Here is a 14085-nt window from a genome sequence, read left to right on the forward strand (position 1 = left end):
GGTTTGGCGTGGTTCAGGCGGTTGTATACGGCTCCGGGGGTGGGGGAGTTGGTGGGGATGGATTCCCGGGCGAGGTTCTTCCCAGCGGGGTTGGCGCGGTTCATCGCGGTGCGGGATCAGGTGTGTGGGACGCCGTGGTGTGATGCTCCGGTTCGTCACCATGACCATGTGGTGGGGTGGGCTGCCGGGGGTCCGACGAACGCGGAGAACGCGAAGGGCCGATGTGCTGATTGTAATTATGTGAAGGAGGCGCCGGGGTGGGGCGCGGTCACGGTTCCGGGGGACCGGCATACGACGGTGACGAGGACTCCGACGGGTCATGTGTATCGGTCCCAGGCCCCTCCATTACCCGGCGACACCAGCTAAAACGCGTCAGAAGAATCGGTCTGTGCAGGTGCCTTAGTGGTCAGTGGCATTCTGCAGGGATCGCGCAGCCCGGTCGAAGTAGTCCCACAAGGTCGCGTCCTGCAGCGGCGGCAACTCGAGTTGGTCCAGGGCGTGGCGCATGTGGCGCAACCATGTATCCCGGGCGGCGCTGTCGACAACGTAGGGGACATGGCGAATCCGCAGGCGCGGGTGGCCGCGGTTCTGGCTGTAGGTGTTGGGGCCGCCCCAATACTGTTCGAGGAACAGCTGAAGGCGGATCGCGGCGGGTTTGAGGTCCTCCTCGGGATAGATCGAGCGGAACTCGGCGTCGTTGGCGACCCCTTCGTAGAACAACTCGGTCATGCGCTGGAACGTCTTGGATCCGCCGACCTCTGCATAGAACGTCCCGGTGTAGGGCGAGAGGTCCTCATCGTCGCCGACATCCGCGGATTCAGGAGTGAACCCGCCAAAGCGATCTGGTTTCTGCCCAGGCAACGAGTCCTCTGACGGCGGCGCACCGGGGGCCGGGGGCATGACTGGCGATGACACCGGTTGGGCCTGTCCGATATGGATACCCAGGGATTCGCCGCCGGGAAGGCGGTGGGGGCTGCCTGATGGGTTCTGCTGGTCGTTCACGTGTGGTTTCCTTCCCTGGCTGGAACGAGCCAGCCGCCTCCCACATTACCGAATGTGCAGGTTCTTCAAGGCCTCGCGCCGTGACAGCCCGGAAAGCTCGTGGGAGTGCGCCTCGACAAACGCGATGACCCACTGGGCATCCGTCTTGGCGTATTCGCGCAGTGCCCAGCCGATGCTCTTGCGGAGGAAGAAATCCGTCTCCGCCAGGTTGGGAAGAATGGCAGCCTCGAGTAGCCCCAGATCGGTCTCGGTTTTGGCACTGAGCTGGGCGATGATGGCGGTGCGTCGTTTCCAGTGGTTCGGATCCGCCGCCCAGCTGCGCAGCAATGGGTCGAGCTGGCCGCGATGGTCCCGCAGCAGCATGCCGAAGCGTCGATGGCAGTTGTCGACGATGTCCCACCACGCTCCGTCAACGACCATGCGTTCATAGAGGTCCAGGAATTCGATGCGGCCCTCGCAGGAGCGGTATCCGGTGAGTTGCTGGGCGGCGTACCACTGCTCGCGGTGGGTGGCCGACTCCCAGAGATGTTCGGCCTCTGCCAGGAGAAACCGCCAGTCGGTGTTCCCCTCGGCACGGACTGCCTCGCGCACGATCCGTTGGGCGACCGGGGCACGCACCCCCAGGAACGGCATGGTCGATTTCATGTACCTCTGCATGGCAATGGCCGCCGCGGGATCCGCCGCAGCGGATAGATCACCGGTGATCCTCTCCGACAGGTCGGTCACGCGTTGTCACCGGATGCCCCCGGCCCGACGGGTTGGTTGATCACCGGAAAATTAACCGACCGCGCGATGAAGCAGACGTCGTGCGCTGGTTCGTGGAGTGAATCGGCCAGGGCCCGCTGGGATTCGTCGGCGAGGACCACCCGTGGATGGAGGATGGCTTCGGTGAACTCCCCGCTGCCGTCGCGGTTCAGCCGCAAGGTTCCGGTGGCGGCATCGGAGTAAGCGAGCACTCCGACGCCGTTCCTGACTGCCAGATGGAAGTAGGAGAGCATGTGGCACTGGGCCAATGCCGCCAGCAGTAGTTGCTCGGGGTTCCACCGGTCCCGGTCGCCGTGGAACGTTGGATCGGCGGTGCCGGGAAGGTCGGGGAGTCCCTCGGCACGCACCACATGGTCGCGGCCGTAGTCACGGTATCCGGAGGTTCCGGTTCTACGGTTCCCGGTCCATTCGATGTCGATGGTGTACCGGTGCGAGTTCAAATCCATGCCCCAACCCTAGGCGTACTCCAGCAGGAAAAAGCGCCGGCCCCGGACCCTGGGGTCCGGAACCGGCGCTTCAAGACCTCAGCCCAACAGCCCCGGTGCGGGGCCCCGTGCCGGGGCTGTTGGGGCGGTCTAGTGGTCGGCGGCCTGCGCGGCGAGTGCCCGGACGATGCCGTCCCGGCTCTCGACCATCATGCGGCGCAATGCCGGGCTGTCGCTGCCCAGCCGGTCCAGGAACTCATCCGTAGCCTGAAGCGTCGACTCGGAAGTCTGTGCCAACGGGAACAACCCGACGATGATCTGCTGGGCGATCTCCCAGCTCTTGGACTCCCAGACGCCGGTGACGCTCTCGAAGTACTGGGCGACGAACGGCTTGAGCAGTTCCGGATCGTGGGCCCGGTTGAAACCGATGATCGCGCTGCGCTGGTGGGTGTTGGACAGCTCCCCGTCGTGGACGATCGCTGACCAGGCAGTTTGCTTGGCTTCCGGAGTCGGCAGCGCGGCCTGGGCCAGTTCCGCTGCCAGACGCCCGTTGGCCGTGTCGTCGGAGGCGAGCTCGGCGTCGATCTCCGCTTGGCCGGCGCGGCCGCCGGCAACCAGGGCTGTGAGCAGTTCCCAACGCAGGTCGGCGTCGACTTCGAGTCCACTGAGCTTCTTCTCGCCCAGGAGCAGGGCGGCGACGGCGTCCAGCTGCTCCGGCGTGCGGGAGCGCAGGGCGAAGGTCTTCACGAACTGCAGCTGCTTGTCGGATCCCGCGACGGCGTCCTGGGCCAGGGCCCACAGGTCGTCGGCCGCGACGGCGGCAATCTGCGTGCGGTCCGCGGCGTCCACGTAGTAGTCCAGGACCGTGCCCAACTGGCGCAGGATGACCAGCACCACCGAAGAATCGGACTCATGGCCGATATTGCGCAGGACCAGTTCCACGAAATCGCGGGCCGCGGTCTCGCCGTCACGTGCGGCATCCCAGGCGGCTCCCCACACCAGGGTCCGGGGCAGTGATTCCTCGATGTCCTTCAGATGTGCCCTGGCGACCTTCAGGGATTCCGCGTCGAGGCGGATCTTGGCATAGGCGAGATCGTCGTCGTTCACCAGGACCAGGTCCGGGCGCTTCTTGCCCAGCAGCGCGTCGACCTCCGTGCGGGGGCCAGCCACATCGAGTTCCTCGCGATGCGTGCGCACCAGCTTGCCGGCGTCGTTCATGGAGTAGAAGCCAATGGCCGCCCGGTGGGGGCGGATGGTGGGGTAGTCGGCGGGGGCCGACTGCACGACGGCGAAGCTGGTGATGGTGCCGTCGGCGTCCGTGGCCAGCTCGGTCTCGAGTTTGTTCACTCCGGCGGTCTCCAGCCACAGGCTGGTCCATTCGGCCAGGTCGCGGCCGCTGGAGGCTTCGAGCTCGCGCATGAGGTCGGGCAGTTCCGTGTTGGAGAAGGCGTGCTTGGCGAAGTACTCGCGCACCCCGGCCATGAACTCCTCCTGGCCCACCCAGGCGACCAGTTGGCGCAATACCGAGGCGCCCTTGGCGTAGGTGATGCCGTCGAAGTTGACCTGGACGTCCTCGAGGTCGTTGATCTCGGCCTTGATCGGGTGGGTCGAGGGCAGCTGGTCCTGGCGGTAGGCCCAGGACTTCTCCATCGAGGAGAACGTCGTCCAGGCCTGGGTGAATTCGGTGTTCTCCGCGGCGGCGAGGGCTGACATGAACTCGGCGAACGACTCATTCAGCCACAGGTCGTTCCACCAGCGCATGGTGACCAGGTCGCCGAACCACATGTGGGCCAGCTCGTGCAGGATCGTGATGGCCCGGCGCTCGACCATGGCGTCCGTGGGGCGTGAGCGGAAGACGTAGGACTCCAGGAACGTCACCGCGCCGGCATTTTCCATGGCGCCGGCGTTGAACTCGGGGACGAAGAGCTGGTCGTACTTCTCGAACGGGTACGGGGTGCCGAACTGTGCCTCGTAGAACTCGAAGCCCTGCCGGGTGAGGGTGAAGATGTTCTCGGCGTCCAGGTGCTCCATGATCGACTTGCGGGCGAACACCCCCAGGGTAATCGTCCGGCCATCGGAGCTGGTCAGCTCGCTGCGCACTGCCTGGTACGGACCGGCGATCAGCGCGGTGATGTAGGAGGAGATGCGGGCGGTGGGGGAGAAGACCCAGGTGGCCTTGGCCTCGCCGGCGGGGCTCGGGGTCGGCGTCGGGGAGTTGGAGACGACGTCCCAATGGTCAGGTGCGGTGACGGTGAAGGAGAAGGTGGCCTTCAGGTCAGGCTGCTCGAAGACGGCGAACATGCGGCGTGAATCGGGGACCTCGAACTGGGAGTAGAGGTACACCTCGCCGTCCACGGGGTCCACGAAACGGTGCAGGCCCTCGCCCGTGTTCATGTAGAGGGCGTCGGCCACGATCGTCAGTTCGTTGTGCGCCGCCAACTGCTGCAGCTGGACGCGGACGCCGTCGTTGACCGCCGAAACGTCGAGTTCGGCGCCATTCAGGGTCACCGAATGCACGGTGTCGGTGACGGCGTCGATGAAGGTGGATCCACCGGGGGTGGCGTCGAAACGCACCGTGGTGGTCGATCCGAAGACCTTCTCCCCACGCGTGAGGTCCAGCTGGACCTCGTAGGACTCGACGTTGATCAATGCGGCGCGTTCACGCGCCTCGTCACGGGTGAGGTTCAATCCTGGCACGACGGTGGCTCCCTGGTTCTCTGGCGGTTCATGGGGTGGTGCAGGAATCGGGATATCTGAAGCGATTCCTGAACATTACGATGATTGTCTCACTTCTGACCGTGTTTGGCGTCACTTATCCGTGCACAAGCCATATCAACGCGTCCGGATGGGCCACCCCCGCGGCCGGCAGCTGCGCCGACACGGAAGATGGTGGCACAGATCCGGAAGCTGGTGGTCATCAGACCATCGTAGGACCCGGACCGCTAGGATCGGGACCAGGGCCCCGGCCCGTGAACCATCGTCGACGACCAGGAGATCCACCGTGTCCCAGACCCATGTCTATGTCGGTTGCGCCACCGCGGGAACCGTTGACGTCCTCGCCTTCGATCCGCAGGCCGGCACGCTCACCCCCGCCGCGCACTCCGTCGAGGTCGACGCGGTCCGCTCCCTGGCGGCCGACGCCGAGCGTGGATTGCTCTACGCCGGATCCTCCGGCAAGCCGCCTGCCCTGGCCGCGCTGCGCATCGATCCGTCCAGCGGCGCACTGTCCACTGCGGGAACGGTGGAGCTGGCCGACAACACCGCCTACATCAGCCGCGACGCCGACGGGGCAACGATCCGCAGCGCCTCCTACCACCAGGACATCGTCAACAGTGTGGCGCTGGACGCCGATGGACTGCCCTGCGCCCCGGCCACGCGAGAGCCCAGCCCGGGCGAGAAGGCCCATAGTGTCCGCTCGTCGCCGGACGGACGCTTCGTCTACGCAGCAGCCCTGGGCAGCGACCGCGTCGTCTGGTATTCCGTCTCGGCGGGATCACTCACCCTGGCCGGGGCGGTCGACGCGACACCGGGATCCGGCCCGCGGCACCTGATCTTCAACGCCGATGGCTCCCGGGTCTACGTCGTCCACGAGATGTCCGGCGAGGTGGCCGTCTACCAGCGCGACGCGGACACCGGCGCCCTGGACGAGCTCCAGCGGATCGAGTCGGTGCCCGCCTCGCTGGGGTTGAAGCCAGGATTCGCCCGTACCTCCGGCGGGCCGGTCCCCGGCCCCGACGCCATCTGGTGCGCCGACATCCGCCTGGGAGCCGATGGCACCTACCTGTTCACCACCGAACGCTCCACCTCCACCGTGAGCACCTTCGCCGTCGACCAGACCACCGGGCTGCTGGAGTACCTGCGCACCACCGACACCGAACAGCAGCCCCGCGGTGCCGCCGTCGATGCCACCGGGACACACCTGCTGGTCTGTGGCGAGAAATCCGGCCACATCAGCGCCTACCGCATCGACCCGGCAGACGGGACCCTGACCGCCACCGATCGCGCCACCACCGGAGCCGGCCCCCTGTGGATCGAGGTCGTGGCCCACTAGTAGGCTGGTTTCCGTTCCCCACCACGTCACCCACGAAGGACACCATGCGCGTTCACATCGCCACCGACCACGCAGGACTCGAACTCAGCGCCCACCTGGTCGCCCATCTGGTGGACGCCGGATTCGACGTCATCGACCACGGCCCCTCCTCCTACGACGCGGAGGATGACTACCCGTCGTTCTGCATCAACGCCGCCGAGGCAGTGGCCGCCGAACGCGGACGCGGACTCGATTCGCTGGGCATCGTGCTGGGTGGATCGGGCAACGGCGAACAGATCGCAGCGAACAAGGTCAAGGGCATCCGCGCCGCGCTGGCCTGGAACCTGGACACCGCCCGTCTGGCCCGCCAGCACAACGACGCCAACATCGTCGCCGTCGGCGGACGCCAGCACAGCCTGGAGGAGGCCACCGGCCTGATCGATGCGTTCCTGGCCGAACCCTTCAGCGGCGCCGAACGCCACGCCCGTCGCATCGGCCAGATCGCCGCCTACGAAACCACCGGCACCGTCCAGGGCTGAGCATGCCCGAAGGCCACTCCGTCCGCCGCCTGGCCCGCCAGCTCGACGACGTCTTCGCCGGCCGCCCGCTGCGCGTTTCCAGCCCCCAGGGCCGGTTCGCGGCCGGGGCCGCACTGTTGGACGGGCGCGAATTCCTCACCGCCGAGGCCCACGGCAAGCAACTCTTCGCCCACTTTGAAGGCGGGCAGGTGCTGCGCGTGCACCTGGGACTCTATGGTGCGTTCAGCTTCGGCGGGGACGAGACCTTCCGCGGGGCCTCCAGCATCGGCGCGCCGCGCCGGATCGGGGAGCGGGAGGCGTACGACGACGGTGCTGATGTGGGGTACGCGGGCCCGCCGGAGCCGGTGGGCCAGGTCAGGGCCCGCCTGGTCGCCGAGCACGGCTGGGCCGATCTCCGCGGCCCCTCGGCCTGCGAGGTGTTGACGGTCCCCGAGGCCGATGCCGTGCGGGCCCGCCTGGGCCCGGACTCGCTGGCTCCTGGCACCCCGGCGGCGGGCCGCGAGGAGTTCGCCCGCCGCCTCGGCGCCACCGGAACCGTCGTCGCCGCGGCCCTGATGAACCAGTCGCTGATCGCCGGGGTCGGCAACATCTACCGCGCCGAAGCCCTGTTCCGTGCGGGCCTGGATCCCTGGACCCGGGGCCGCGACATCCCTGGCGGCCTGTTGCGCGGCCTCTGGGACGACGTCTGTGTGCTGATGGCCGATGGGGTACGTGATGGGCGCATCATCACCACCCGCCCTGGACACCGCACGGACCGACAGGCTCCGGTCTGGCCAGACCATGCCTACTACACGTACCAGCGCCAGGGCCTGCCGTGCCTGGTCTGCGGGACTCCGATCCGGTTGGCCGAACTGTCGGCGCGCAAGTTGTATTGGTGCCCCGGGTGCCAAGGCGAAACCGGGACCGCATAACGTTTTCGACGGTGCTCTGGTCTTCTGGTGTGCGCAGTGCTTCCATGAGGGCATGAACGCAACCCAGCTGCTGTCCGCCTGCACGCCGGAGGCGCTCTGTACCCAGGCGTCGACGGTGGCCTATGGTCCCGCGTTTGCGGTGCTCTTGGCGATCGTGCTGATGCTCATGGGCACCTGGTACCGCCATCACCACCTGCAGCGGACGGCGTACCACCGCACGGTTCGCCGATACGGCGGACGCAAGGAATAGGGGCTGCTGCCGGCGGTCGGATCCCTTTCAGGGGTATCGGGGCACCCGGGGTGGCGGTCTTAACGATATAGGGCCGCCCGCGGGCGGCCCTACTCTGTGGAGGGGATGACGGGAATCGAACCCGCGTAATCAGTTTGGAAGACTGAGGCTTTACCATTAAGCTACATCCCCGCAATTCCGGGCTTTTCGGCCCGTTGCTCGCACAACATTAGCAGTGCATTCGGATCCCCGCCAAATTGGCCTCGACCGTGTCGGCCACGCATACTCAAGTTGTATATATGCAACTTGACCATGCGTGTCGTGGTCGGATCGGGGAGTGCGCATGGCGGGCTGGCGGAAGTTGCCGGACACGCGGACACTGCTGGCCTTGCGGGCGCGCGGCATGACCCTGGCCGGCATTGCCGAGTTGTATGGGACGACCGAAAGCGGTGTCCAGCGGGCCCTGCATCGGGCGGAAGCGAACGTGGGACGGCGCACCTATCGGGACATCCTCCCGTGGGCCATCGATGCAACGCACCGCTCAACGGCCATCATGGGGCACATTCGCGTACTGGCCCGCCAGCGGTCCGGGCTCGAGGTGCCCGCATCGAGCCTGCTGGCCTTGCAGGCGTGGCTGGACTGGCTGGAGGAGAGCGGTCTGGTCCTGAACTACCACCCCGAGGCCCCGCCGAATCCGGCCTCGCGCACCGGGGGTTTCTACTATATGGATCGCCGCCCCGACGATGAATGGATCATCCGCCAACCGGTCCTCGACAATCCCGGCGGCGAGTAGACCACAGCCGCCCTCTGGACGCCGATGGATCAGGCTTCCAACAATTAGTTGTTCGGCGCGGATTCTGCGTAAACTAGCCACTGCACCAATCGGGGTGTAGCTCAGCTTGGCTAGAGCGCGCGCTTTGGGAGCGTGAGGTCGCAGGTTCAAATCCTGTCACCCCGACTCTGAACCTTCAGTCCCGTGAGCTTCATCTGCGGGGGCAAGTGTGCAGTTTCGTATCAGCCCAGATCATTCAGGAGAGCTACGTAGTGAAGAGCGCCGTCGAAAACCTCACGCCCACCCGGGTCAAGCTCAATGTCGAGGTTCCCCTCACCGAATTGCAGCCGAACATCGACGCGGCCTACAAGTCCATCGCGGAGCAGATCAACGTCCCGGGCTTCCGCAAGGGCAAGGTCCCGAACCGCCTGATCGACCAGCGCGTCGGCCGCGGCTACGTGCTGGAGACCGCGATCAACGACGGCATGAACGGCTTCTACCAGGAAGCCGTCAGCCAGGCCGAGATCGTTCCGCTCTCCCGCCCCGAGGTCGACATCACGGAGGTCCCCGAGCCGACCGCCACCGAGGGCAACCTCGTGTTCAACGTCGAGATCGACATCCGTCCGAAGATCGAGCTCCCGGAGTACTCCGGCCTCGAGGTCCAGGTCGACGCGGTGGAGGCCACCGAGGCCGACGTCGAGACCGCACTGGACGAGCTGCGCGGGCGCTTCGGCACCCTGAAGGTCGTCGACCGCCCGGTTGCGGACAATGACTTCATCACCTTGGACCTGACGGCAGCCGTCGGCGACACCGAGGTCGACACCGCCACCGACCTGTCCTACCAGGTCGGCTCGGGCACCATGCTCGAGGGACTGGACGAGGCAGTCACCGGCCTCTCGGCCGATGAGGATGCCACGTTCGAGACCAAGCTGGCCGGTGGCGAGCACGCCGGCGAGACCGCCCAGGTGAAGGTCGTCGTCAAGGCCGTCAAGGAGCGCGAGCTTCCGGTCGCCGATGACGAGTTCGCCCAGCTGGCCTCCGAATTCGACACCATCGCTGAGCTGCGCGAGGACCTGACCAAGCAGGCCGCCGACTCCAAGGTCGTCGAGCAGGGTGTCCAGGCACGCGACAAGGTCATGGACAAGCTCACCGAGCTCATCTCCGTGCCGGTTCCCGAGTCGGTCATCACCGAACAGGTCGAGCAGCACTTCGAACAGGGTGGTGGCAACCCCGGCGAGGAGCACGACACCGAGGAGCACCGCGCCGAGGTTAAGACCAACACCGAGCGCGCCTTCCAGAACGAGATCATCCTCGATGAGATCGCTGAGAAGGAAGAAATCGGCGTCGAGCAGTCAGAGCTCATCGACTACATCGTGCAGTCCTCGAGCCAGTACGGCATGGACCCGAACCAGTTCGCGCAGATGCTGGACGGTGCCGGACAGGTCCCGATGATGATCGGCGAGGTACGCCGCCGCAAGGCGCTGGCCAAGGTCCTCGAATTCGCCAAGGTCACCGACACCAACGGCAAGGACGTCGACCTCACCGACTTCGTCCGCCCGGCCGGCGAAGCAGAAGAGTCGGCCTCCTCGGCTTCCTCCGCATCCGCGGACTCGGCCGAGTAGCAGAACGAGACCACGGCAGTCATTGAGACTGCCCGGCGGGATTGCCCTCAGGGGTGGTCCCGCCGTCGTTTTTAAGCCGTGGGCACCTGGTTTTAAGCCAACGGCGATGCCCGAATCCCGGGGTATGCGCCGTCAGCGAACAGCAGATGATCCCACGGGCCGCAGGCGTTGGGACTGCAGTAGTGTCAAGGAAAGCAAGCGCTACCGTACGTGGCTGGATCAGCCACGGCGCATGGCACCCATGGAGAGGTATTCGAAAATGACGACGGAATCCCACACCCCGAAGATGGCCTCGGTTGATCCGGCCAGTCGCGAGGACTACATCTACAACCGGCTCCTCAAGGAGCGCATCATCTGGCTCGGCTCGGAAGTGAGCGATGAGTCGGCCAATGCGATCTCCTCCCAGCTGCTGTTGCTCTCCGCCGAGGATCCCGATAAGGACATCTACCTGTACATCAACTCGCCCGGTGGTTCGATCACCGCCGGCATGGCGATCTACGACACGATGAACTACATCCCCAACGACGTTGTCACCGTGGCCACCGGCCTGGCCGCGTCGATGGGGCAGTTCCTGCTCTCCTCCGGCACCAAGGGCAAGCGCTACGCGACCCCCAACGCCCGTATCCTCATGCACCAGCCATCCGGCGGCATCGGCGGCACGGCATCGGACATCCGCATCCAGGCGGAACTGATCCTGCACATGAAGAAGGTCATGTCCGAGCTCACCGCCGAACAGACCGGCCAGTCGCTGGAGACGATCCTGAAGGACAACGACCGCGACAAGTGGTTCACCGCAACCGACGCCCTCGAATACGGCTTCTTCGACCACATCGCCCAGAGCTCCGTTTCGGTGTCCGGTGGCGGCGGGGTCAAGAACTAGCCATCCAGCCGACGAGCACCCCCACAGATCCCCAGGAGAAGAACATGAATTTCAACGGCTACGAAGGCACTGCAGGCGAGATGCCGTCCGCACGCTACATCCTGCCCCAGTTCGAAGAGCGCACCCCCTACGGCTTCAAGCGCCAGGACCCCTACGCGAAGCTGTTCGAGGACCGCATCGTCTTCCTCGGCGCGCAAGTCGATGACGCGTCCGCCGACGACGTGATGGCCCAGCTGCTGGTCCTCGAGTCGATGGATCCCGAGCGCGACATCACCTTGTACATCAACTCACCCGGTGGCTCCTTCACCGCCATGACGGCGATCTACGACACGATGCTGTTCGTGCGTCCCGAGATCCAGACCGTTTGCCTGGGCCAGGCCGCCAGCGCCGCAGCCGTGCTGCTCGCCGCCGGTGCCCCCGGCAAGCGCCTGGCGCTGCCGAACGCCCGCGTGCTGATCCACCAGCCCGCGATGGGCGGCGGGGAGCGGGGCACGGCCACCGACCTGCAGATCCAGGCCGAAGAGGTCATGCGCATGCGCAGCTGGTTGGAGACCACCCTGGCCGAGCACAGCAACAAGGATGCAGCCCAGGTCGGCGAGGACATCGAGCGCGACCTGTTCATGACTGCCGCCGGGGCCAAGGAATACGGCCTGATCGACGAGGTGCTCAGCCCCCGCAAGATCAAGCCGCAGGCCATCAGCAGCTAGCGGTATCGACCGGGCGTCCCACAGGTTTTTCGCACCACGGGACGCCCGGTCCACTATTCTGTCGGTCACCTCACCTAGAGTTGAAGGTAGACCTTTTCCGTGGGGCGTCCGCCGCACGGTTCCAGCACCACGTAAGGGGAAGAACACCATGGCTCGTATGGGTGAAAGCTCCGACCTGCTCAAGTGTTCCTTCTGCGGCAAAAGCCAAAAGCAGGTACGCAAGCTCATCGCCGGCCCTGGCGTCTACATCTGCACCGAGTGCATCGAACTGTGCAACGAACTGATGGAGGAGGAACTGGCCGAGATCGAGGCCGGCCCCGACTTCGAGCTGCCGCGCCCCCGTGAGATCTTTGATTCCCTGCAGGAATACGTGATCGGCCAGGAAGGTGCCAAGCGCTCCCTCGCCGTGGCGGTGTACAACCACTACAAGCGCATCCAGGCCGGATCGGGATCCTCTGCCGCCGCGCAGCTCAGCGACGTCGACTCCCTGGACGACGTCGAGGTCTCCAAGTCGAACATCCTGCTGATCGGCCCCACCGGCTGCGGCAAGACCTACCTGGCCCAGACCCTGGCCCGCCGGTTGAACGTGCCCTTCGCGGTCGCCGATGCCACCGCGCTGACCGAAGCCGGCTATGTGGGCGAGGACGTCGAGAACATCCTGCTCAAGCTGATCCAGGCCGCTGACTACGACGTCAAGAAGGCCGAGCAGGGCATCATCTACATCGACGAGATCGACAAGATCTCGCGCAAGTCGGAGAACCCCTCCATCACCCGCGACGTCTCGGGCGAGGGTGTCCAGCAGGCCCTGCTGAAGATCCTCGAGGGCACGGTCGCCTCGGTGCCGCCGCAGGGCGGACGCAAGCACCCGCATCAGGAATTCATCCAGATCGACACCTCCAACGTGCTGTTCATCGTCGCCGGCGCGTTCGCCGGGCTCGAGGAGATCATCGGCTCCCGCGCCGGCCAGAAGGGCATCGGTTTCGGCGCACCGCTGACCGCCTTGAAGTCGGAGGCCGCAGCCTACGCGGACGTCCGTCCCGAGGACCTGCTGAAGTTCGGGCTCATTCCCGAATTCATCGGCCGGTTGCCGGTCATCACGACGGTGGAGAACCTGGACCGCGAATCGCTGATCAAGATCCTGACCGAGCCGAAGAACGCCCTGGTCAAGCAGTACCAGAAGATGTTCCGCATCGACGGCGTGGAACTGACCTTTGAGACGGATGCCCTCGAGGCGATCGCCGACATGGCCCTGGAACGTGGCACCGGTGCCCGTGGTCTGCGGGCCATCCTGGAGGAGACGCTGGCCGCGATCATGTTCGACCTGCCCGGCCGTGAGGACATCGCCGAGGTCGTCATCACCGCCGACGTCGTCCACAAGGTCGGGGAGCCGACGCTGATCTCCAGCGAGGTCGTGACGAAGCGGCGGAATAAGTCCGCCTGATCGGATCGTTGTACTGGATGGGTCCGGCGACGCCGCGGCCCATCTGACTTTCGCCCACTTCAGGAGGATCCACATGTCCGAGAAAACGTCCGTTGACTTCTGGTTCGACCCGATCTGCCCGTTCGCCTGGGCTACCTCGCGGTGGATCCTCGAGGTCGAGAAGGTCCGCGACATCAGCGTCAACTGGCATGTTATGAGCCTGGCCGTCCTCAATGAGGACAAGGACGTCGACGAGGACTACCGCAAGGGCCTGGAAAGCGCGTGGGGGCCGGTACGCGTGATCATCGCCGCCGCCGCTGCCCACGGCACCGAGGTGGTCGGCCGGCTCTACACCGCGATGGGCGAGCTCATTCACTACGAAGGCGTCAAGGACCGCGCCGAGGTCATCGAGCGTGCCCTCGAACGCGTCGGGCTGCCGGCCGAACTGATCCAGGCCGCGGAAACCGATGCCCACGACGCAGCGCTGCGTGCCAGCCACGAGGAAGGCATCTCGAAGGTGGGCCAGGACGTCGGCACCCCCGTCGTCGCCCTCAACGGCACCGCCTTCTTCGGCCCCGTCATCACCCGGGTTCCGTCCGGCGAGGAAGCAGGACGCCTGTTCGACGCCTCCGTGACGTTGGCTTCGTTCCCCTACTTCTTCGAGATCAAGCGCAGCCGGACCGAAATGCCGCAGTTCGAGCAGGCCACGCAGCACGCGGAGTCCAACGCCTCCTAAGGCCCGCACCGGTTCCTGACCGGTAGTGCAGCAGACATGGAGCGGGC

General features: G+C 65.9%; 14 protein-coding genes and 2 tRNA genes. 11 read left to right on the top strand and 5 right to left on the bottom strand.

Features of this window, described 5'->3' with window-relative positions; genetic code table 11:
- Nucleotides 1-399 precede the first annotated feature (399 nt).
- The 4 genes from ABD088_RS05940 to pepN all read right to left on the bottom strand — a co-directional run bounded on the left by ABD088_RS05940 (nucleotide 400) and on the right by pepN (nucleotide 4889).
- Nucleotides 400-1002 carry a globin gene (locus ABD088_RS05940; protein ID WP_343900758.1) on the bottom strand — a complete coding sequence of 201 codons (603 nt, stop codon included), beginning with the start codon at nucleotides 1000-1002 and terminating at the stop codon, nucleotides 400-402.
- A gap of 45 nt (nucleotides 1003-1047) precedes the next feature.
- Nucleotides 1048-1728, bottom strand: coding sequence for a DNA alkylation repair protein (locus ABD088_RS05945; RefSeq protein ID WP_343900760.1), 681 nt, complete (start codon nucleotides 1726-1728; stop codon nucleotides 1048-1050).
- Nucleotides 1725-2213, bottom strand: a complete 489-nt coding sequence (locus tag ABD088_RS05950; RefSeq protein ID WP_343900761.1) for an OsmC family protein — start codon at nucleotides 2211-2213, stop codon at nucleotides 1725-1727. Before ABD088_RS05950 ends, ABD088_RS05945 begins: the two co-directional genes overlap by 4 nt.
- A 129-nt stretch (nucleotides 2214-2342) precedes the next feature.
- Nucleotides 2343-4889 carry an aminopeptidase N gene (gene pepN, locus ABD088_RS05955; RefSeq protein WP_343900762.1) on the bottom strand — a complete coding sequence of 849 codons (2547 nt, stop codon included), beginning with the start codon at nucleotides 4887-4889 and terminating at the stop codon, nucleotides 2343-2345.
- 304 nt (nucleotides 4890-5193) lie between these two features.
- Between pepN and ABD088_RS05960 the strand changes: the two genes are divergently transcribed.
- From ABD088_RS05960 to ABD088_RS05975, 4 genes are read left to right on the top strand one after another with little or no spacing between them, the layout of a single operon-like run.
- On the top strand, nucleotides 5194-6243 hold the full coding sequence (locus ABD088_RS05960; RefSeq protein WP_343900763.1) for a lactonase family protein: 1050 nt from the start codon (nucleotides 5194-5196) through the stop codon (nucleotides 6241-6243).
- A 44-nt stretch (nucleotides 6244-6287) separates the two neighbouring features.
- A complete protein-coding gene (locus ABD088_RS05965) occupies nucleotides 6288-6761 on the top strand; it encodes a ribose-5-phosphate isomerase (RefSeq protein ID WP_343900765.1) in 474 nt (157 codons plus the stop codon).
- A gap of 2 nt (nucleotides 6762-6763) precedes the next feature.
- Nucleotides 6764-7672: an Fpg/Nei family DNA glycosylase gene (locus ABD088_RS05970; RefSeq protein ID WP_343900767.1), complete on the top strand. Its 909-nt coding sequence runs from the start codon at nucleotides 6764-6766 to the stop codon at nucleotides 7670-7672.
- A 52-nt stretch (nucleotides 7673-7724) separates the two neighbouring features.
- A complete protein-coding gene (locus ABD088_RS05975) occupies nucleotides 7725-7922 on the top strand; it encodes a hypothetical protein (RefSeq protein WP_343900768.1) in 198 nt (65 codons plus the stop codon).
- A 97-nt stretch (nucleotides 7923-8019) separates the two neighbouring features.
- Here ABD088_RS05975 and ABD088_RS05980 read toward each other — a convergent pair.
- Nucleotides 8020-8093 (bottom strand) — tRNA-Gly (locus ABD088_RS05980).
- A 151-nt stretch (nucleotides 8094-8244) separates the two neighbouring features.
- Between ABD088_RS05980 and ABD088_RS05985 the strand changes: the two genes are divergently transcribed.
- The 7 genes from ABD088_RS05985 to ABD088_RS06015 all read left to right on the top strand — a co-directional run bounded on the left by ABD088_RS05985 (nucleotide 8245) and on the right by ABD088_RS06015 (nucleotide 14038).
- Nucleotides 8245-8694, top strand: a complete 450-nt coding sequence (locus ABD088_RS05985; RefSeq protein WP_343900770.1) for a helix-turn-helix domain-containing protein — start codon at nucleotides 8245-8247, stop codon at nucleotides 8692-8694.
- Nucleotides 8695-8784: 90 nt separating this feature from the next.
- Nucleotides 8785-8859, top strand: a tRNA-Pro gene (locus tag ABD088_RS05990).
- Between the two features lie 86 nt (nucleotides 8860-8945).
- Complete coding sequence (tig, locus tag ABD088_RS05995; RefSeq protein ID WP_343900771.1) at nucleotides 8946-10295, top strand: trigger factor; 1350 nt, start codon at nucleotides 8946-8948, stop codon at nucleotides 10293-10295.
- Nucleotides 10296-10581: 286 nt separating this feature from the next.
- Nucleotides 10582-11175, top strand: coding sequence for an ATP-dependent Clp protease proteolytic subunit (locus ABD088_RS06000; protein ID WP_343900942.1), 594 nt, complete (start codon nucleotides 10582-10584; stop codon nucleotides 11173-11175).
- Between the two features lie 44 nt (nucleotides 11176-11219).
- On the top strand, nucleotides 11220-11882 hold the full coding sequence (locus ABD088_RS06005) for an ATP-dependent Clp protease proteolytic subunit (RefSeq protein WP_343900772.1): 663 nt from the start codon (nucleotides 11220-11222) through the stop codon (nucleotides 11880-11882).
- Between the two features lie 148 nt (nucleotides 11883-12030).
- Nucleotides 12031-13323 (top strand): ATP-dependent Clp protease ATP-binding subunit ClpX, encoded by a 1293-nt coding sequence (clpX, locus tag ABD088_RS06010; RefSeq protein ID WP_343900774.1) that lies wholly within the window; start codon nucleotides 12031-12033, stop codon nucleotides 13321-13323.
- 73 nt (nucleotides 13324-13396) lie between these two features.
- On the top strand, nucleotides 13397-14038 hold the full coding sequence (locus tag ABD088_RS06015; RefSeq protein WP_343900776.1) for a mycothiol-dependent nitroreductase Rv2466c family protein: 642 nt from the start codon (nucleotides 13397-13399) through the stop codon (nucleotides 14036-14038).
- The last annotated feature ends 47 nt before the right edge of the window (nucleotides 14039-14085 follow it).

This window comes from Arthrobacter rhombi (genome assembly GCF_039526245.1).
Classification (GTDB): Bacteria; Actinomycetota; Actinomycetes; order Actinomycetales; family Micrococcaceae; genus Arthrobacter_H; species Arthrobacter_H rhombi.